This is a genomic window from Chloroflexus islandicus (assembly GCF_001650695.1).
GTDB classification, from domain to species: domain Bacteria; phylum Chloroflexota; class Chloroflexia; order Chloroflexales; family Chloroflexaceae; genus Chloroflexus; species Chloroflexus islandicus.
The window spans coordinates 94,837-113,784 of sequence record NZ_LWQS01000082.1 but is presented as its reverse complement, the minus strand read 5'-3'; the positions used below and the strand labels follow the sequence as shown (position 1 = coordinate 113,784).

General features: G+C 59.5%; 21 protein-coding genes. 6 read left to right on the top strand and 15 right to left on the bottom strand.

Translation table 11 applies throughout. The features are described from left to right. The first annotated feature begins 54 nt into the window (after nucleotides 1–54). The 6 genes from A6A03_RS16320 (at nucleotide 55) to A6A03_RS16295 (ending at nucleotide 5,286) form a co-directional block, all read left to right on the top strand. A complete protein-coding gene (locus A6A03_RS16320; RefSeq protein ID WP_066790407.1) occupies nucleotides 55–768 on the top strand; it encodes a PepSY domain-containing protein in 714 nt (237 codons plus the stop codon). Between the two features lie 68 nt (nucleotides 769–836). Continuing rightward, nucleotides 837–1,172, top strand: a complete 336-nt coding sequence (locus tag A6A03_RS16315; protein ID WP_066790405.1) for a hypothetical protein — start codon at nucleotides 837–839, stop codon at nucleotides 1,170–1,172. A 13-nt stretch (nucleotides 1,173–1,185) separates the two neighbouring features. Beyond that, nucleotides 1,186–2,124 (top strand): FAD:protein FMN transferase, encoded by a 939-nt coding sequence (locus A6A03_RS16310; protein WP_066790403.1) that lies wholly within the window; start codon nucleotides 1,186–1,188, stop codon nucleotides 2,122–2,124. A 160-nt stretch (nucleotides 2,125–2,284) separates the two neighbouring features. After that, on the top strand, nucleotides 2,285–3,130 hold the full coding sequence (locus A6A03_RS16305; RefSeq protein WP_066790401.1) for a hypothetical protein: 846 nt from the start codon (nucleotides 2,285–2,287) through the stop codon (nucleotides 3,128–3,130). Nucleotides 3,131–3,371: 241 nt separating this feature from the next. Beyond that, nucleotides 3,372–4,553: an MBL fold metallo-hydrolase gene (locus A6A03_RS16300; RefSeq protein WP_066790399.1), complete on the top strand. Its 1,182-nt coding sequence runs from the start codon at nucleotides 3,372–3,374 to the stop codon at nucleotides 4,551–4,553. Between the two features lie 127 nt (nucleotides 4,554–4,680). Beyond that, nucleotides 4,681–5,286, top strand: coding sequence for a biotin transporter BioY (locus A6A03_RS16295; protein ID WP_066790397.1), 606 nt, complete (start codon nucleotides 4,681–4,683; stop codon nucleotides 5,284–5,286). A gap of 154 nt (nucleotides 5,287–5,440) precedes the next feature. Here A6A03_RS16295 and A6A03_RS16290 read toward each other — a convergent pair whose 3' ends face one another. From A6A03_RS16290 to tpx, 15 genes are all read right to left on the bottom strand, one after another. Next, the gene (locus tag A6A03_RS16290) at nucleotides 5,441–5,746 is read right to left on the bottom strand and encodes a hypothetical protein (RefSeq protein WP_066790395.1); all 306 of its coding nucleotides are present in this window, start codon (nucleotides 5,744–5,746) and stop codon (nucleotides 5,441–5,443) included. Beyond that, nucleotides 5,743–5,994 (bottom strand): hypothetical protein, encoded by a 252-nt coding sequence (locus A6A03_RS16285; protein WP_066790393.1) that lies wholly within the window; start codon nucleotides 5,992–5,994, stop codon nucleotides 5,743–5,745. Before A6A03_RS16285 ends, A6A03_RS16290 begins: the two co-directional genes overlap by 4 nt. Before the next feature lie 51 nt (nucleotides 5,995–6,045). Beyond that, nucleotides 6,046–6,558: a CRISPR-associated protein Cas4 gene (cas4, locus tag A6A03_RS16280; protein WP_066790391.1), complete on the bottom strand. Its 513-nt coding sequence runs from the start codon at nucleotides 6,556–6,558 to the stop codon at nucleotides 6,046–6,048. After that, nucleotides 6,558–6,782 carry a PD-(D/E)XK nuclease family protein gene (locus A6A03_RS16275; RefSeq protein ID WP_066790389.1) on the bottom strand — a complete coding sequence of 75 codons (225 nt, stop codon included), beginning with the start codon at nucleotides 6,780–6,782 and terminating at the stop codon, nucleotides 6,558–6,560. Before A6A03_RS16275 ends, cas4 begins: the two co-directional genes overlap by 1 nt. Continuing rightward, a complete protein-coding gene (locus A6A03_RS16270) occupies nucleotides 6,782–7,948 on the bottom strand; it encodes a M50 family metallopeptidase (protein ID WP_066790387.1) in 1,167 nt (388 codons plus the stop codon). Before A6A03_RS16270 ends, A6A03_RS16275 begins: the two co-directional genes overlap by 1 nt. Nucleotides 7,949–8,071: 123 nt before the next feature. After that, nucleotides 8,072–9,514 carry a cellulase family glycosylhydrolase gene (locus tag A6A03_RS16265; RefSeq protein WP_066790382.1) on the bottom strand — a complete coding sequence of 481 codons (1,443 nt, stop codon included), beginning with the start codon at nucleotides 9,512–9,514 and terminating at the stop codon, nucleotides 8,072–8,074. A 23-nt stretch (nucleotides 9,515–9,537) separates the two neighbouring features. Further along, a complete protein-coding gene (locus A6A03_RS16260) occupies nucleotides 9,538–12,345 on the bottom strand; it encodes an alpha-L-rhamnosidase-related protein (protein WP_066790380.1) in 2,808 nt (935 codons plus the stop codon). Next, nucleotides 12,342–13,313, bottom strand: a complete 972-nt coding sequence (locus tag A6A03_RS16255; protein ID WP_066790378.1) for an alpha/beta hydrolase — start codon at nucleotides 13,311–13,313, stop codon at nucleotides 12,342–12,344. Before A6A03_RS16255 ends, A6A03_RS16260 begins: the two co-directional genes overlap by 4 nt. Before the next feature lie 59 nt (nucleotides 13,314–13,372). Continuing rightward, entirely contained in the window at nucleotides 13,373–14,212 is an 840-nt protein-coding gene (locus A6A03_RS16250) for a phosphatidate cytidylyltransferase (protein ID WP_245669029.1), read from the bottom strand. A gap of 4 nt (nucleotides 14,213–14,216) precedes the next feature. After that, nucleotides 14,217–14,942: an undecaprenyl pyrophosphate synthase gene (locus A6A03_RS16245; protein WP_066790375.1), complete on the bottom strand. Its 726-nt coding sequence runs from the start codon at nucleotides 14,940–14,942 to the stop codon at nucleotides 14,217–14,219. 25 nt (nucleotides 14,943–14,967) lie between these two features. Then, a complete protein-coding gene (gene frr / locus A6A03_RS16240; RefSeq protein ID WP_066790373.1) occupies nucleotides 14,968–15,525 on the bottom strand; it encodes a ribosome recycling factor in 558 nt (185 codons plus the stop codon). After that, nucleotides 15,525–16,259 (bottom strand): UMP kinase, encoded by a 735-nt coding sequence (pyrH, locus tag A6A03_RS16235; RefSeq protein ID WP_066790371.1) that lies wholly within the window; start codon nucleotides 16,257–16,259, stop codon nucleotides 15,525–15,527. The genes frr and pyrH overlap by 1 nt, the downstream gene beginning before the upstream one ends. Nucleotides 16,260–16,328: 69 nt before the next feature. Further along, on the bottom strand, nucleotides 16,329–16,856 hold the full coding sequence (locus A6A03_RS16230; protein ID WP_066790369.1) for a translation elongation factor Ts: 528 nt from the start codon (nucleotides 16,854–16,856) through the stop codon (nucleotides 16,329–16,331). Between the two features lie 385 nt (nucleotides 16,857–17,241). After that, the gene (gene rpsB / locus A6A03_RS16225) at nucleotides 17,242–17,958 is read right to left on the bottom strand and encodes a 30S ribosomal protein S2 (RefSeq protein ID WP_066790367.1); all 717 of its coding nucleotides are present in this window, start codon (nucleotides 17,956–17,958) and stop codon (nucleotides 17,242–17,244) included. Between the two features lie 292 nt (nucleotides 17,959–18,250). Next, nucleotides 18,251–18,766 carry a thiol peroxidase gene (tpx, locus tag A6A03_RS16220; RefSeq protein WP_066790365.1) on the bottom strand — a complete coding sequence of 172 codons (516 nt, stop codon included), beginning with the start codon at nucleotides 18,764–18,766 and terminating at the stop codon, nucleotides 18,251–18,253. Nucleotides 18,767–18,948 lie beyond the last annotated feature (182 nt).

The following is an 18,948-nucleotide window of genomic DNA, read 5'->3' as shown; positions in this document are numbered from 1 at the left end:
CGCATGCGCTGACAAACCAGTAATTCACACCAAGTTTTGACAGGAGGATATCCGATGAATCGCACCATGTTGTTGATCGCCGCTGCTTTGACCGTCTTTACGCTCGTGCTGATTGGTGGCATCGCTAGTTATCTGAGTGTATTTGCCCCAGCGACTGCTGCACCCGCCGAACCTGCGCCGGCAGCCACGACCACGCTCGATCCTACGGTTGAGGCGCTGATCCGCGAGCGCGAAGCCGCCTACCAAGCGGCGCTGGCCGAAGCTAATCAGCGCCTAGCTGAAATGAACCAGCAGTTGGCGGCGCAACAATCCCAGAATACGGCGGCGGTAACGACTGCTGCTGCGACCCCTGCCTATCCGGTCTCGGTTGAGCAGGCCCAAGCGATCGCGCAGGCCAATGCCGGCGGCGCAGTGCTGATGCGCGCCCCAGAGCTAGTCAGCTTGCAAGGTGCGCCGGCTTACGAAGTGATGTTCGATCGCGGCGCGATCTACGTTGATGCCCAAACCGGCGCGATTGTCGCCAATACCGTGACGAGCCTTGCTCAGAGCGGGCCAATTAGCCAAGAGCAGGCGATTGCCGCTGCAACGACCTATCTCGGTGGCGGCACGGTGGTCAAGGTGAAGCGCGAATACGAGCATGGCGTCGATGCGTATGAGGTGAAATTTGCCGACGGCAGTGAAGTGTACGTCGATGCCTATACCGGCCAAGTGGTTTACGCCAAAGTCAAGAACGCCGATCAGCGTGAGCACGACGATAAAGATGACTAGGATCGCGACGGCCCGCCGGGTCGTATCCCGCCGGGCCGCCAGTTTCACGCCTAAAAGGAGCCAGCATCATGAATAATCAATCTCGCAAACCGGCCCGCAACGACGTGACCGGCTTGAAGTGGGCGATTAGCGCGACCGCCTTAGCGGTAACGATTGGCGGTTGGGGATGGTTAGCGGCCCAGAACCCGCCGGAACCCGTCACCGCGGTCGCAGTAGTCGAGCAATCTGCGCCAACAACGCTTCAGTTGCCCGCCGTGCCGACGCTTGTCCCGTTGAATGTTCCGTCTAGCGGCTCGGTAACGGCCAGTGCGCCGGCTCAGTCCCAACCAGCGGTGCGCGAGGTAACCATCCCCGCACCGGTCACGCGACCGGCGCCTATGGCCCGCACCCGTTCATCGCGCTAACCGGAGGCTCCCGATGCAGCAGCTCAGTTTTCGGGCGATGGGTTCAGCGATCACGGTCATCATCGACAGCGATGACTCTGCTGCCCGTTCTGCCCTCACCGCCGCGCGCAAAACCTTCCTGCGCTACGAGCGCATCCTTAGCCGGTTTCGCCCGCATAGCGAACTCTCGGCGCTCAACCGCCACGCCGGTCACGGGCCGGTGCGGGTTGGGCAGACGCTCTGGCGAGCGGTGCAGCAGGCGCTGTGGGCGGCCCGGCTGAGCGATGGCTGGGTGACGCCTGCGGTAGGAGCAGCACTCATAGCTGCCGGCTACGATCGCGATTTTTCGGCGTTGGCGAATGGATCGGCTGCAGGTGAGAGCAAGCCTGCCCCAGACTGGCGCTTGATCGAGTGTGATCCGCGCCGGCGCACGATCAGCTTGCCCGCTGGGATGCAGCTCGACTTCGGTGGCAGCGCCAAAGGTTGGACAGCGGCGCTCGTCGCGCGCCGGTTGGGCCGCCGCTTCCCTGCCTTGGTTGACGCTGGCGGCGATATTGCCGTCAGCGGCCCGCGCCGCGACGGTTCGCCGTGGCCGGTTGAGGTGGCTGATCCACATGCGCCCGATCAAGGCCTTGAGCTGCTGCTAATCCGGCGCGGCGGCGTCGCCACATCGGGGATCGACTACCGGCGCTGGCAGCAAGCTGGTCGCTGGCAGCACCATTTGATCAACCCGCACACCGGCGCGCCTGCCGTCACCGATCTGCTGAGCGTGACAGTTGTTGCACCTACCTTGCCGCTGGCCGAAATGGCCGCCAAAACAGTCTTGCTCCGCGGCGCAGAGAACGGGTTACGCTGGTTGCAAGCGCGACCGCACCTAGCGGCATTGCTCGTCAGCACCGATGGCCACGTCATCCGCACACCGGCGCTGGAACACTATTGCTGGCGCGATCCCTGCCCTGTCAGTGGAGGTTAGCGTGAGGCGCTCAATCCTCCCCTCCCCCAGCGGGGGAGGGGCAAGGGGTGGGGGCACACTCCCCTCCCCCAGCGGGGGAGGGGCAAGGGGTGGGGGCACATTCGAGGGGCCGCGAGTGAGGGCAAAACATCAGCTTTTCAATCAACGAAGGAGAGCACCAATGGATCAATCGCTGACCAATACCGAGCAATTAACTCAACCGGCGGCGGAGCGCCCGCCGCGCCCGCCAACGGCCAAGCCTGAAGCGGCGCCGCGCCCGCCCCGCTCCTTAACGACCAATCCTGAGCTGGTTGAGCAATCGCCAGCGATTCCATTCGGAGTACTGCTTACGCTCCTTATCGGTGCGATTCTCGGCGCGTTTGCGGCAGTGATCGTCTTGCCGGCGTGGTTGCCCGGCCTCAGCGCCTCGCTGCTCAGCAGCGAACCCAAAGCGTACTGGTATCTCTCGCGCAGCAGCGCCGTTGCAGCTTATGTCTTGCTCTGGTTGTCGATGGTCTTTGGCTTGCTCATGACCAACCGCATGGCCCGCCTGTGGCCGGGAGGGCCGGGAGCGTTTGATCTCCACCAGCATACCAGCCTGCTCGGCTTGGCATTTGCCATCTTTCACGCACTGATCTTGCTCGGTGATCGCTACATCAACGCTACTCTCGCCCAAGTGCTATTGCCATTCGGTTACAGTGGCTACGAACCGCTGTGGGTTGGGTTGGGCCAGCTTTCGTTGTACGGCATGGCCGTTGTTGGCCTCAGCTTCTACGTCAAGCAATGGCTCGGGCGCACGATGTGGCGGGTGATTCACTTCATCAGCTTTGCGATTTGGCTGCTCAGCCTGTTGCACGCCCTGTTCAGCGGTAGCGATACTGCCCTGCTCAGCGGGTTGTATTGGGTTAGCGGCGGGAGCGTGCTCTTTTTGACGGTCTACCGGATACTGGTTGCCTTCCAGCCGGCCAAACCGCGTCCGGCACGCAATCCGGCCCCAAACGACCCAGCGCGCAATCCGGCCCCCTAGCGATCCTGCGGCGCTTGCGCTCAGCTCAAGCGCAGCGCCGCTCGCTGCCTGTACGTGTACAGCGCCGCTGTGCCCCAGCCCTTTTCTGTACGGGCACAGCGTGCTGTGCCCTCATCCCTCCCCTCTGAGAAACAAATCACAACTCAACTTCACCTACCTTGCGCTTGTTTCACCAAGTTGCGCCGGATACACTACCTCCATGGTTGCGCGAAGAGGCACAATCAACGCAAAGGAGTGCGCGATGACGACGCTCGAACGATTGCAAACCGGCGTTGGTGTTCTGAGTCCGGCTGAGCTGTATGCTGAGCTGTTGGCTGAACAGCCGCTATTTATTCTTGATGTGCGCAATGAGGTCGAGTTTGCGCGCAATCAGGTGCGCGGTCGCCGGCCTATTCCGACCCTCAACATTCCCTACTTTGAGTTTATCGAAGACGACGAGAGCGCAATTGCCCGCGTGCCGTCTGATCGGCTGATTACGGTCATCTGCGCTAAAGAAGGCTCTTCGCAATACGTTGCCGAGCTGCTGGCCGAATGCGGCATCAACGCGCGATACCTGCTCGGCGGTTTCCGAGCATGGCTCGATTTTCACGCCATACACGAAGTAGTGAACGCCAGTTGGGGGCAGATCGTGCAGATTGCGCGCCCAGCGCGCGGTGATCTGAGTTACGTGATCATCAGCGCCGGCGAAGCGGCAGTGATCGATCCCGGTCTCCAGATCCATCTCTACCAAGAGGTGGCAGCAGCGGCGCAAGCCGACGTGACCCGCGTGTTGCTCACCCACCTCTCGGCGGGAAGGTTGTCCGGCGGAGCGCTGCTCGCCAATACGCGCCATACCTTGCTCTACATGCATCCGTATGATGCGTTGCATCCGCGCACCCTGCTGCCGGCCCATCTTGACTACATGCCGTTGCTTGGCGGTGAGCGGCTGCCGGTCGGCCATCTGCTGATCGAAGCGCACTGGTTCCCCGGCCACACTCCCGGCCACCTCGTCTACCGCGTGATCTCGCCGGCTGGCGATCGGTTCCTGTTGACCGGCGATGCCGTACTGTTGGCCGGTTGCGGACGCACTGATCTGGGTGGCCATCCGGCAGCATGGACTGACCTCCTCTTCCGTAGTCTGCACGCGACGTTGCCTGAACTGGTCACCGATGAGACCTTGATTATGCCCTCTTCGAGCATGGGTTTGGCCGAAGCGCGCGCTGATGGCATCGTCGCTGCGCCGTTTGCGAGCATCCGTGCAACGCATCCGGGGTTGCGGGCCAGCAGTCCTGCCGAGCTGCTGCCGCTGGTTCAAGGCCCATCAACCGATTTGCCCGCCGCAATTGACACCATGTTGTATGCGAATCTCGGCTTGCGGCAGCTCAACGACGACGAAATCCATGAACTGGAAACCGATCCGTCGCATTGCGTGTTGGCGCGGTGACGGAGGTTCGTTACCATTCATCCACCATCAGGCCGGGGTGGTTGTGCCAATGCCTGTTTCACACTTGCCACAGATCGGCTATACTCTATGTCACTGAGTGGACTGGCTTTGATGTGGCGGAGGTGTCATGAATCGGACATTGACCACGACCGAGACGCTGGCGCAGGCGATCTTGCCGCGCCGGGGATGGCTGGCCTACCCGTTGGTGGCCGACACGTTGTTAGTGGTGTTGGGCAGTCTGTTTGTGGCGCTTAGCGCGCAAATCCGCATTTCGCTGATGCCCTTCTCGCCGGTGCCGATTACCGGGCAGACGTTGGGGGTGTTGTTGGTTGGCAGCCTGCTTGGCCCGCGCTTGGGCTTGGCGGCATTGCTGCTCTACCTGCTCGAAGGCGCGATTGGGTTGCCCTTCTTCGCAGGTGGCTCAGCCGGTTATACCCACCTGTTCGGCGCAACCGGTGGCTATCTGATTTCGTTCCCGATCGCGGCGGCATTGACCGGCTGGCTGGCGGCGCGGGGTTGGGATCGCCGCTTCCTGACGACCGTTGCTTCGATGGCGCTGGCGACGTTGGTGATTTATCTGATCGGCGCGACGTGGCTGGCTTTCTTTATCGGCCCGGTGAATGCAGTCGTGAAAGGCGTCTTGCCCTTCTTGCTCGGTGATGCGATCAAGATCGCGCTGGCTGCGGTGGCGCTGCCGGGTGGGTGGCAGGCGCTGAAGTGGTTCCGCAAGTAGCGCTGCTCTAACATAATAGCCACGAAAAGACGCAAAACTCACAAAAATGTGAGTGTCTTTTCGTGGCTTTTCTCACGTTTGAATGCTGCACCGGAACATCGTCGCGCAGCGACTCTCTTCGTAGCTATCTTATGCACGGCCTACTGGGCCGGCGCTACTCGCTATCATCCGGTGCGCAGCGGATGCATACCCGAAACGGGATGCCATTCTCACTGACAACGCGCACCTCATCACGCGCACCGCAATAGCGGCACACCGACAAGTTCTCGATCTCATCAGCGCGCCACAACTGGGGGGTATGGCTCAACTCCATCGGTGTCTCAGTGGTGAGCACGCCAATCCGGACACACACTGCGGCGGGGAAAATGTCGGCGACCCGGGCGGCCAGATGGTAGTGGTGCGAATAGACCTCGTCGCCGATCATCATACCGTGTAAGCGGGGATGCGGTTGAATCTTCATACCTGTGCCAGCCGATCCATCAGTTGCCGTAATTCACGCTCACTCAGGACGAATGGCTCATCATCAGCAAACATCAGCTCATCGAGCGCGTCGCGGATGATTGCTTCTTCGTCAAGCGGTACGATCAGCTCACCCTGTTCAAGTTCGTAAAACCGGTCAAATGCCCACGCCGCCAATTGACCGCGCGAGATTCGTCCAGCCAGATGTTCGGCAATCGCCGCTACCAGATCATCGCAGGTGAGATCCATAAAGCTGATTCCCGTTGCGCATCTATGCTCATCTTATCACGAGCTAGCTGCTTATGCGAGGGCATCATCGCAGTGAGCGCGAAACCCGCAGCCGCGGCAGCGGGCCGCTTCATCGTGGTTGCGCGCGACATCATCGTCATCGAGCAGTTCGCGCATCTCGGCCAGCGTTGCTACCACTTCATCACGCACTGCAGCGGTGTACCGCAATTGAAACGTCTCATCGGCGTAGCGCAACAACCCATACGGGGGCGCAACGCCAGTCGTTTCTTCAATCAACACTAAATAGGCCGCTAGTTGGATGAGATCGGATGGATACGGCTGCGCTGCGCGCCGGTTCGGCTTCACTTCGACTGGAATCAGCGCCTGACCCCGTTGCAGAATATAATCTGGTTTGCCGGTAAGGCCAAGCCGGGCGCTAAAGAGCGGTCGTTCGAGCGTGCGCTGCACCCCGGTGTCAGTACCTACTACCCGCGCCCACGGCAAACCACTGTGCCGGCGCACCATCATCGCCAGCGCCAAAACCCCGACCGCGCACAGGATGAGCGCAATACCGAGCCACGCCATCAGCTTGCCCAGATCACCAAACCAATCCCACCCACGAACAGCCCCAACCCGATCCAGAGGAGGCGCTGGCTGGCGGCTACCAGCCGGCCATGGCGGGCATGGCTGGCCGTCCCAGCGGCGCGCCGCTCAGCGCCGTCCGGCTCTTGCCCGGCGACGCGGCGCAGCCACCATGCCCGCGCACAGTAATAATACTCGCCTAGTTCACTTGCCCGAATAATATCCATCAGCGACCAAAGATCGGCGTACCCTGCACCGCGTTAATCACATCATTCACCGTTAGCAGCGCCATCAACCCCATCAGTGCCATAAAACCGAAGGCATGCACCAGCGCTTCTTTCTCTGGCGGCAGCTTCTTGCCGCGAACCCACTCGATCAGCGCAAACAGAATATGGCTGCCGTCGAGGGCGGGAATGGGTAGCAAGTTCAGGATAAACAGGTTGAGGCTCAGCACCGCCGTGAGCGACCAGAACGAGACAAAGCCGTCAGGTTGGCGAATGACTTCACCGGTGGCGCGCGCGATCCCCACCGGCCCCAACGGCTCGCCGGCAGGTGGCGGCGTGGGGCTAAACAAGCCGGCAATCGCTGCCGGCAGATCGGCCAGCATCATGATCATCCGTCCGGTCAATTCGACGCTGTGGGTAAAACCCGCCCCAATGGCCGCGATCGGGTTGATTGGCTGGTTAACCGTCTGTGCCCCATAGCTAAAGCCAAAGCCGGCGCTAAATTCGCGCCCGTCAGGCGCCGTCCACGCTCCCGGTGTCACCGTCAGCGTCACTTCCGCGCCATCGCGTACCACGACCGCTTCGATCGCCGTACCCAACCGGCGCTGCGCTACTTCACGCACCACGTTTTCATCAACCACCGGCTGGCCATCGAGGCTGACCAACGCATCACCGGCTTGAAAACCGGCGGCGGCAGCCGGGGTATTGGGAAAGACATTGCTAATCAACATACGTCCAGTTGGCGTAGGCACGCCAACCGTCGCAAATAACACCGTAAAGATAACCACTGCCAGCACAAAATTCATCAATGGCCCAGCCAGCATGACGGGGATCTTGCGCCATGGCGGGGCGGCGGCGAGACTACCGGTACCGTAGACCGAGTCTTTCTCGCCATCCATGCCAGCGAAACGGACAAAACCGCCTAACGGCAACCAGTTGAGCGTGTACTTAATCCCGTTGCGCTCAAAGAGTACCATCGCACGCGGCGGGAAGCCAATTCCAAACTCCTCGACTTTGATCCCCATGCGCAAGCCCACCCAGAGGTGCCCCAACTCGTGGACGAACACCAACAGACTGAGCATGAGCAGAAAGACGAGCACAGTCAATAACGGGTCAAAAATCCCGGTTGCAACTTGTTGCCAGATGTTGGTGAGTGTTGACGCGAGCATAATGCGCTCCAGCAGCTAAGAGGAATAACGGCGACGAGCTGATTGCCCGCCGCCGCTCGTATGCATAGGTAGTGTACCGGATCGATCTAGCCACGTCAAGAGAATCGAGCCGGGAACTCAGGATTATGGCGTTCGCTTGAGGTAAATATTCTCAAACCCAACCGAGATGGTCACATTCCCGCCAGAGCTTGCCGGTATGATTGGCGCGCCGTCACGAGTGTAAGCAGCGATGAATGACGTTGCCGGTAACGTGATCTGGCGCAAGGTACTGTCAACTGACCAGACGACATCGAGCACAAAGCCATTGCCGCGGAAGCGGTAGGCTTCGGTGCCGGCGCCGTAACCGGTGAATGGTTGCGGTGGCAATCGCACTTCATTGAGGCGCTCGATGGCCGTTTTCATCGCAATGTAGGCAGGGCGCGGTTGTTGGCTGCCGTCAAGGAGGCCAGTGCTTGACCATCCCGGTCCTTGCAGCGTGTACCAGATATAGTTCTCTACCCCATCTGCTATAGCGCGCATTGAAGAACGGATAAGGTGATTCGCTTTCGCTTGCTCGTATGCCGTTGGTTGAGTTTCACAAGAGCTGTAGCGGTTATCGCAGCGTAAACCGGTTTCGTTAAGGAAAAGCGGCTTATTGATACCGTACTGCTGCATCACTTCTCGTAAGAAGCGAGCCTTGCCTACTGTTGTTCCGCCTCGTGACACCCAAGCGCCGCCCATACTTTGTGCATCAAGATCGAAATCGATATGGCTAACCCCTGTTCGTTCAAAATAGGTTGGATAGGTGTGAAACGCCAGAATATCGAAATACGGCCCGGCCCCGGCCCGCAATGCACCGGCAAGGAAGTTGAAGGGCTTTCCGTCGGTGTGGTTGGTATTCGCCGGTCGCGCTAACAACAACCCGCCAAAGATCACCTTCGACCCCGGATCGGCGGCTCGGATAGCTGGCGTTACGACGCGCAACATCCGGCCATACCGTTCGCCGCCGTAGTATTCATCGTTCATGTCGCCCCAGCAGCCGAAGGGTGAATTGGCTGGAACGAGGCGTGGATCAACGTCCGGCTCATTCCCTAACTCCCAGTAACGGACGTAATATGGATGCTGGCTGTATTTAGCGACCACCGCCCGCGCGAATGCAGCAAATTCGTCGTGGTATTCATCAAGAATAGCGGCGCAGATCTTATCGCTGTTGGTTGCCCACGAAGGATGATCGTCAATAACCGCCATCACCTGCAAGCCGAGCGAGTTGGCCGCTTGCACTTCTCGTTCAAACTGCTGAAAGCTGGTGGCATTCCAGTTAATAGGACTCCCTGCCGTGGGTTGCGCTTCGCGCCAGCTTAGGGTATTGAGCCGCACCCAGTGCGCGCCGAGATTAGCTGCTTGCGGGTAAACGCTCGAACTGTACAACCAACCGGTATTCGGTTCAATACCGTATGGGCGAATGGTATTTGATGCGACAATCGGTACATAGATGTTGGTAATGTTGGTTGGCTGCTGTGCTGCCGTTGGTAAACTGCTCACGAATATGCTGAGTATGAAGAGGGCAATGATGGTTTGCAGTTTCAAGATAGTTCCTCCTCCGCGCTATCTTAGGAACGGCTGATGACCGGTAGCCAGATCGACTTGCAGGTACAGCGTTGTTCGATCGTATAAGACACCTCGCCGGTGAGTGACAATCTCAGGCGGCCATCATTGGTTTGCTGGATCAATGAATTGTGTGTCTCTGGCGTCCAGATGGTTATACCATTCAGGGTGATGACGGTTGTTTCTACTGGCGGTGGCAGCCAGACATTGCCATGAGTGTCATTTGGCGCTTCAATGGTCACACGACGGAGTTCACAATCCGGCTGTTCCCATTCTACGCGAAGCGAACCGGTTGGCAAGGGTAATATTCCTGCTGCGCTGCTTACTCCCTGCCAAGCGGGATCAACTTCCCATGTCGTTGGTCCCGTCTGGCGCGCGCCAAGGATGGCAGTAGTGAGAAACCACGTTGGTGAGCCGCTCCAGCTATGCGAGAGGCTGCCGCCCCACTGGAGGTTAGCGTTCACGTTTTCCCACCATGTGGTGGCGCCTTGCGCCAATTGCCAGCCGTAGAACTCTTTGATCAGTTGAATTGCTTCATTGATCCGGCCAGCACGCTGTAGTCCTTCTAGCGCCCAAGACATCCCGTAGAGCTGGAGATTGGGACGGGTGAGATCGCGCGAGATCAGGTTTAGCAACGCATCGGCCACCGCCGAGATTTCGGTAGGCGGCACCAGATCATACGCGAGCGCGAAGGCCTGTGCATGCGGGCCGGCTGCTATCGGCTGGCCATTGATGACAGTGGTAATGTAGTGACGTCTTGGTTGGTCGTAGAGATATTGGTTGATTCGATTGCGCAGCAACGCCGCTTCGCTTTCCCAACGATGCGCTGCTTCCGTCTCGCCAAGCGCGGTAGCGATCGCGGCTGCGGCGCGCAGGGTGCCGTAGTACATTGCGTTCACCGGCGTTGATTGGCCATAACGCGCAACTGTGACGCTGCTATCGAGATAGGTGGTTTGCGACCAGTGACCTGCCGGCAGGTCGAGCAGGCCGGTGTCGTTGCGGCGATACGTTGCGAGGTAGTTGAGAAAACGAGTCATCGTTGGCCACAACTCGCTGGCTAAGGCCGGATCGTTGGTGCGCCGCAGATCATCAGCGATGGCTTGCACCCATAACATGCCATAATCGAGCATCCGCCCGCCAATGTGCGGCGCCATTGCTACCGGTGCGCCCTCAGGCGTAAACTCGCCGGCCAGTTGCCGCAAGCCACGTTGGAGCAAACCTCGATCACCGAAGGCGGCCTGATTGACATGATCAGATACGTAGGCATCGCCCCACCACTGCCCGCGTTCGCGCCATGGCGTGTCGGTGTAGGCGTCGGTCATGTTTGGGTAGAGGCTGTCAACGCCGACTTGCCAAATCTGATTCAGCAGCGGATCGTTGCTGGTAAATGAACCAATCTGCCTGACCGGATAGCGCTCTTCGCTGACGCGCAGGTTGCGTATGACCACCGGCTCGTTGCTCCAGACGGCAATCAGCACATATCGACCAGCCCGGGCGTCAATGGTGCTGATCGAATGGGATCGCCCATCGAGCCGCCACGAATCGACTTGATTCCATTCGGGGTGCAGCGTGCCGGGAAAGGGCAGCGGGATGGTATGTTGCCACAAGCGTTCATCCCAGCCGATATCAACGATGGCGCCGGCAGGGCCTGCTACATCGGCATATAACCGGCCATGCACCGTCCGGCCTAAATCAAGAATAGCATAGCTGGCTGGCGGCTGAACATGCAACGTGAGCGGCTGGTCGCTCTGTCTAAGCACGGCTTGCGCATCAGGTTGCGGCGTGGCGAGCAAGACCCGCCGGCCAGCATGGCTGGTGGGGGTTACTGCCGGAACGGTGACCAAATCGTTGCGTGAGAGCAAGACCGTCCACCCTTCAGGTTGGTTATGCAACCCGCTGAGGCGTAGGGTATGCTTGCCAGCAGCCACTTGATAGGCAGCAGTCACGATCCCCGGTGGACGGTTGGGCATAGCTTGCCAGTTCAGCGATTGGCCGTTGATCGTCAATCGGTTGGTGAGTTCACCCTGCAAGCTGATCAGGGTGAGGATCGCAGAACGTTGTGTCTGGATCTGCACACTTGCTTGATCAACACCGCCGGGAAATTCGATGGGCGTGAATCCGGGTGCGAGCCAACCCGCTTGCAGCGACCGGATCGGGATGGCTACTTCAACCAGTTGCGGAATCGAGCGGGGGGTAAACGGCGCCGGCTGGGCCGTGACTGCCACGGCTGGTTGCCATCCGCTTGCGCCTCCATTCATCACCCAATCTGGCGCCAGCATCGCCAGATCAACGATTTCGGTCGGGCCAATCAAGCCCCAGCGATGCACCGGAGCCGCATCGCTGCGATAGGCATGTAGCAGTTGGGCTTGCCAATGCGGGCCGGTGCTAGCTAGGGGTTGCCCATTGCTGCGGAGCAATGCCCACAGGAATGGCCGTTCCGAGTCACTCCGCCGGGTGTTGGGCGCCCATTGGACGCGCACGGTGAAAACCTGTCTTCCAGCCGGCAGATCGCCAATCGCGAGCTGGTCATACTCGCGGAGGGCGCGTGAGAAGCGGGCCGGGCCGCGGCCAAGCAGTTGGCCGTTCAGGTAGGCCTCATAGCGCGTGTCGGCGAAGATAGCCAGCGTCGTAGCTGGCGCCGGAACGGCCAAGTTGACTTCAAGCCGAAACAGAGCGACTTCGTGAGCTGCGGGTGGATTGGCATGCACCCAAATCGGGGTTGCGTCGCAGAAGCAAATGCTCGCTGATTGCGTCGGCAACGGCCAGAGAGTGATAAGCAAGGTGAAAAGCAGGATGGCGACGTGTCGCTTCATACTGATCGCACAGATGTGGCGGCTACTTCCTCCAGCCATCCCATCAATTCAGCAACATACTGCTCGCGGACAGGTTTCGGCGATAAGGCCAGATCGTGCAACCCGCCCTCGATCGCAATCATGGTCACATCATCACCCAGCATTGGGCCATCGCGCCGCATGTGGGCCACATCGAGCACAATATCAGCCTTCGTGATCTCAGGACTGCCGGGAATGGGCCACGCCGACCGCGCCGAGTGCAAGATCAAAATCGGGCAGCGGATGCCAAGGCCACGCCGCAGCCGGCGTTGGGCCAGCAAGATGGCCCGTGCCGTGCCGGCTCGCATCGGGATGCCGTTGATCGGCTTCCAACGTTGGTCAAACTCCCATTCGCCGCCGGTACCGCGATAGATCGTTTCGCCATAGACCGATGACAGTTTGCCCACGATGCGGGTGGGTTTCAGCCGGCCTAAGAGCATCACCAGCGGGATCGAGGCCCGCGTGGCGCGGTCGATCATAAAATCGAAAAACGGGCTATTCAACGCCAGCGCACCCAGCCGGTCACGCCGGCTGCCTTCTGCCGCGTAGAGCGCCGTCACCAACCCGCCCGCCGAATGGCCGTGCAAGACCAGCCATGGCCGGTTGTGGGCCGCGTCGATCACCGCGATTGCCGCATCGATGAACGGGTAAAACTCGGCAATGTCGCGATAAAAGCAGGGAATCTGGCCGGGTTGGATGGCGCGCCCGTGGCCGGGGAGATCGATCGCATAGAACGCATAGCCATGCGCGCGGAAGACATCAGCCACGTGGGTTTGGAAAAAGTAGTCAGAATAGCCATGCACGTACAGCACGGCCCGGCCTGTTGCCGGCGGATCGCACTGGCGCACCAAGACCGCGCGGCCACCAGCTAGATCAAGCGGCAGCATCTCAAAACCGGCCAATGCCGGATCAGGAAGCCATTGTTGTTGGGTGACGGTTGGTGAAATCATAGCATCAGCAACACCGCTTGATCGGTACGATAGCACTATAGCAAAAGAACAACGCCGGCTCAATGGGAAAAAAGCACTACAAGGTAGTAGATCACTGGCCCGGTGAAGAGAATACTGTCGATCCGATCAAGAATCCCGCCGTGGCCGGGGATAATAAACCCCGAATCCTTCACCCCGACTTGCCGTTTAATCAGCGACTCAGCCAAATCGCCAAGCGGGCCAAAGATACCGGCGGCCACGCCGAGAATCGCCGCCTCGACCAGTGTAATTGGCAAGCCCAACAGTGGCACGCAGAACAGTGCGGTTGCAATCGCGGCAGCCATCCCGCCGAAGAAGCCTTCCCAACTCTTTTTGGGGCTGAGCACCGGCGCCATCTTGGTGCGACCGAAGGCGCGTCCAACAAAGAACGCGCCAGTATCTTGCAACCACGTGATCGCCAGCGTAAAAAAGACCCATGCCGCGCCGGGAGGGATATGCGCGAAGGCCAGCCATCCGCCCTGTAACGGCGATTCAAGTTGACGTAATAAAAGATAACTGCTTAAAAGACCGCCGACGTAATACGCTCCTGCGAAGGTCAATGCCCAACTGAGCAGGCTGGTCTGGCGGTCGCGGCGGACAATTTCGGCAATGAACGCGCCGATAATCGACCCAAACACCACTACCAATGCGAGATCGATCGTCGTCAGTGGTTGAAAAAAGGTAGCCGCACAGATCAACCAACCGATCGCAATCCCCTCGATCAACCGCGGCGCATACCCGCCGTGACGAAAGATCGCGAACAGCTCGCCGATCGCCAGTGCGATCACCAGACCGGCTAACAGCGCGGTGGTTGGCGGCCACCACACACCGGCAATGATCAGCGGCAACAGCACCACCACACTGGCGATGCGCGTCGCCAAGGTATTAGCTCGACTCGGGGAGCCCGCCGAAGCGGCGTTCGCGCCGTCCATAGTCAAGAATCGCCTGATGCAGATGTTCGGGCCGGAAATCGGGCCAGAACACCGGCGTAAACCAGTATTCGCTGTAGGCTGACTGCCAGATCAGGAAATTCGAAAGCCGCCGTTCGCCGCTGGTACGAATGATCATATCTGGATCGGGCAACCCACGGGTTGACAGATGGGCGCTAATCACCTCATCAGTAATCTGGTCGGCGGGGATGCCACTGGCGACGATCGAACGCACTGCATCGACAATATCGGCGCGACCGCCGTAGTTAAACGCGATCGCCAACGTCAGACCGGTGTTATGGCGGGTCAATTCAATCGCGTAATTAACCTTTTCGCGCAGATGGGGGCTAAGGCCATCGAGCCGGCCCAGATGGCGCAAATGGACATTTTGGGCATGCAGATTCCGGATCTCGCGATCGATAAACTCGCCTAAAATCTGCATCAAGCCCTGCACTTCCAGCGATGGCCGGTTCCAGTTCTCGGTCGAAAAGGCGTACAGTGTAAGCACGCGCACACCGAGCCGGGCGCATTCGGACACAATCGGGCGGATATTTTCAGTGCCGGCGCGATGGCCGGCAAGGCGTGGCAGACCGCGCTGTTGCGCCCAGCGCCCGTTGCCATCCATAATCACCGCGATATGTTGCGGAATTTTTGTGCCGGACGGTACACCATCCTGACTCATACAATAGCGCCTCTCAGCGACAGCGTTAGACCGCCATCACTTCCGCTTCTTTTTCCGCGCCGATCTGTTCGAGATCGCGGATGCAACGGTCGGTCAACTGCTGGATCCGTTCTTGGCCGCGATGCAAGTCATCTTCGCTGATCAATTTCTCGGCTTCCAACTTCTTGAGATCATCGATCGCATCACGGCGTTGATTACGCACCGAAATCTTAACTTCTTCGACGCGATGGCGCACCATCTTTACCAATTCGCGCCGGCGCTCTTCGGTGAGCGGCGGCACCGGCAAACGGATGATCCGGCCATCGTTGCTCGGGTTGAGGCCAAGATCAGACTGCTGGATCGCCTTCTCGATCGCTTTGATCATGCTGGCATCGTAGGGCTGGATCACGATCATCCGCGCTTCGGGAACACTAATATTCGCCAATTGATTGAGCGGCATGGTCGTGCCGTAGGCTTCGACATGGAGATGCTCAACCAACCCCGCCGAGGCGCGTCCGGTGCGGATCGACGCCAGATGATGGCGCAACGCTTCGGTCGCTTTCTTTAAATGCGCCTCATACTCGGTGATTACATCGTTCAGCATTACGCGCCTCCTCGCTGACTACTCACAAGCGTACCAACATGCTCACCCATCACAATCCGTTCGATGGTGCCGGGTTCTAGGGCGTTAAAGACAATAATCGGCAAGTTGTTATCCATACAGAAGGTCAGGGCCGTGCTATCCATCACGGTCAGACCACGGTTAAGCGCATCGAGATAATGAATGTGATCGAAGCGGGTAGCGGCTGGATTGCGGCGCGGATCGTCATCGTAGACGCCATCAACGCCATTCTTGGCCATCAAGATCACTTCGGCATGGATCTCAGCCGCACGCAGCGCCGCTGCCGAGTCGGTGGTGAAGTAGGGGTTACCGGTGCCAGCCGCGAGAATGATCACCCGTCCCTTTTCTAGATGATGGGTTGCGCGCCGGCGGATGTACGGTTCGGCCACTTCATCCATCTTAATCGCGGTCATGGCGCGGGTGTCGAGGCCATGGCGCTCGAGTGCATCTTGCATCGCCAACGCATTGATGATCGTCGCCAGCATGCCCATATAGTGCGATTGGGCAGCATCCATGCCGCGTTCGATCGCACGATGGCCGCGCCAAATGTTGCCGCCGCCGACCACGACGGCTACTTCAACCCCATGGCGGTGAACGCGACCGATCTCTTGGGCGAGGAAGTCGAGCATATCGTAGCTAATTACCTCGCCATCGCTTCCCTTGATCTGTTCACCGCTCAGCTTGATCAAAATCCGGCGATATTTTGGTTGTTGCATGGAACTTCTCGCAGCAAAGCAGAGAACCGGGCGGTTCGCCCGCTTGGCAAACCGCCCGATCCGTGTGGGTTAGGCGCCGACTTCGTAGCGCACAAACCGCCGGACGACGATATTCTCGCCGAGTTTGGCGATCGCTTCTTTGATCTTCTCTTCGATGGTGCGAGCCGGATCCTTGATAAACTTCTGCTCGAGCAGCACCGTCTCTTCGATGAAGGCTTGGCGAGTTTGACCACTCTCGGCTACCATCTCGTCGGTCACTTCGCTTGCGCTGATAAAGCGCGGGTTGAGCGCAACGATATGCTGGGCCAGATCGTTGGCCAGTTGGCCGAATTCAGCCGTGCGAGCCACAAAGTCGGTTTCGCAGCTCAGCTCAACCATCGCGGCGATGCGCGAGCCATAGTGAACGTACACGCCAATCAGGCCCTCGTTCGCCTCACGCGACGCCTTCTTGGCTGCCGCCTCGATCCCGCGCTCGCGCAGAATCTCGATCGCCTTATTGATATTGCCGCCGGTCTGCTCAAGAATATCCCGGCACTCTTTGATGCCGGCGCCGGTGCGTTCACGCAATTCCTTCACCAGTTCGATTGATACCGCCACAGTCTTGCTCCCTTTGCCTAAGAACCGCTATCCAATGCCGTTGCCGGTAGGTTAGGTAGTGCGGATCGTGCGACGGAGGGGCATGCGCCCCCCCGTGCTACGTCGGTTTGCGCTCTTGTGACCGGGGTGCGGCAACCTCATGTGAGGCTGCCTGCGCAGCTCTGCCCCTGAGCAACCGGTCAGGTTTGGGATGCGCATATTGCCAGTGTAAACCGATTTAATCGAATCGGGCAAGCGGCATTGCCGGTGCAGCGGTGATGCCCTTGCCCTTTCCCCTCTCCCTGCGTGCAGAGCGAAGGGAACCGCTTGGTGCACCGGGTTGCCAACGTTACGCTGGCGCATTATACGACGCAGCGTTGGCTTGCCGCAGCGATCCAGTTGCCGGTTATTCCTGCGCCGCTTCGCGCCGCCGCATCCCCTCAATGGCCGCATCAGCGATCTTGCCGGTCATCAGCCGGATGCCCCGAATCGCGTCATCGTTGCAAGGAATGACATAATCGATCGGGTCGGGATCGCAGTTGGTGTCAACCATCGCCACGATTGGAATGCCCTCTTTCGCCGCTTCGCGCACAGCTAGCTCTTCCTTGCGCGGATCGACGATGAACACGGCGCCGGGCAGCCGCTCCATCCCCTTCAGGCCGGCGAAGACACGATTAAGCCGCACGATCTTCTCTTCAAGCTTGGCCGCTTCGGCCTTGGTCAAGCGGCCAAACTCGCCGCGATCGCGCCGCTCTTCGAGATCGCTCAGCAGCTTCAACCGGCGCTTGATAGTGGTGAAGTTCGTGAGCGTACCACCCAGCCAGCGGCGATTGATGTAGAATTGGCCAGCCCGCACCGCCTCTTCCATAATCGCCTCTTGGGCCTGCTTCTTCGTACCGACGAAGAGGATCTTCTCGCCGCGCGCGGTCAGGTCAGAAATGAACTGATACGCTTGGCTCAGGCCAGTGACCGTCTTCTGCAAATCGATAATGTGGATCCCGTTGCGAGCCGTGAAAATATACGGCTTCATCTTCGGGTTCCAGCGGTTGGTGGGGTGCCCAAAGTGGGCGCCAGCTTCCAGCAATTCTCGAATCGTGACGACGCGCGGCAATGCTTGAGTCATACCTTTCTTGCTCCTTCTCTGGTCGAAACCACCTCCACCCGTCGTATCTCGCAGCCTGTACCGGGGTTGGCCGGCAGGAGCGGCTGCGCCTCAGGGTGTGCGTATTTGGCATTTTGCAATGCCGGCGAGCAGTATAGCATAAGGGAGCGCTGGCGGCAAGCGCTCCCTGCTATTTACGGATGAAGAATAGCCTCAAAGAGACGCAAAAGGCGCAGATGGGTATGACATGTGTGCGGACAACCGGCGCTTGAGTACGAGCAGCGCTGGTATGCCGTGCATATCATCGCGCTGGTTAGAGCAGCGCCTTCAGCGCCTCAAGCGCGGCGTCGTAGTTGGGTTCTTGACCGGCGACCGGCACGTATTCGCTGTAGCGGATCACGCCCTCGCTATCCACCACAAACACGGCCCGCTGCTCGATCCGGAAGGCCGGCACGTAGGTGCCATACGCCGCACCGAAGCTCATATCGCGGTGATCCGAGAGAGTCTGGATGGCATCGGCGTTGTTGGCGCCGCACCAGCGCGCCTGCGCGAAGGGCAGGTCGGCGCTGACGGTGATGAAATTGGCTTGGCCGGCCAGCCGGGCCGCCTCTTCGTTGAAGCGGGTGGTTTGCTTGCTGCACACACCGGTATCGAGTGAGGGCACCACGCTGATCAGCAGCGGTTTGCCAGCAAAGTCGGCCAACGTGACCTCTTTCAGTTTGCTGTTGACCAGTTTGAAATCAGGCGCTTTGTCGCCGGGTTTCAATTCCGGGCCGACGACCGTCTGGGGGCCAAAGAAGACGAACGCTTCCGGGCGCTCGATGGTCATAGTGGGCTTTCCTTTCCGTCAAAGGGTGGTTCCTGCATAGTCTAGTGTAGGATATGGAAGCAAGAACTGTCAATATTCAATCCGGCACCCGGCCCTTCAGGGCCGGGCTATCCTTACAAAGCCCGCTGCGCGGGCTGCTGGCCCTCACCCCTTGCCCCGTTCCCACTGGCGCGGGTTCAAGG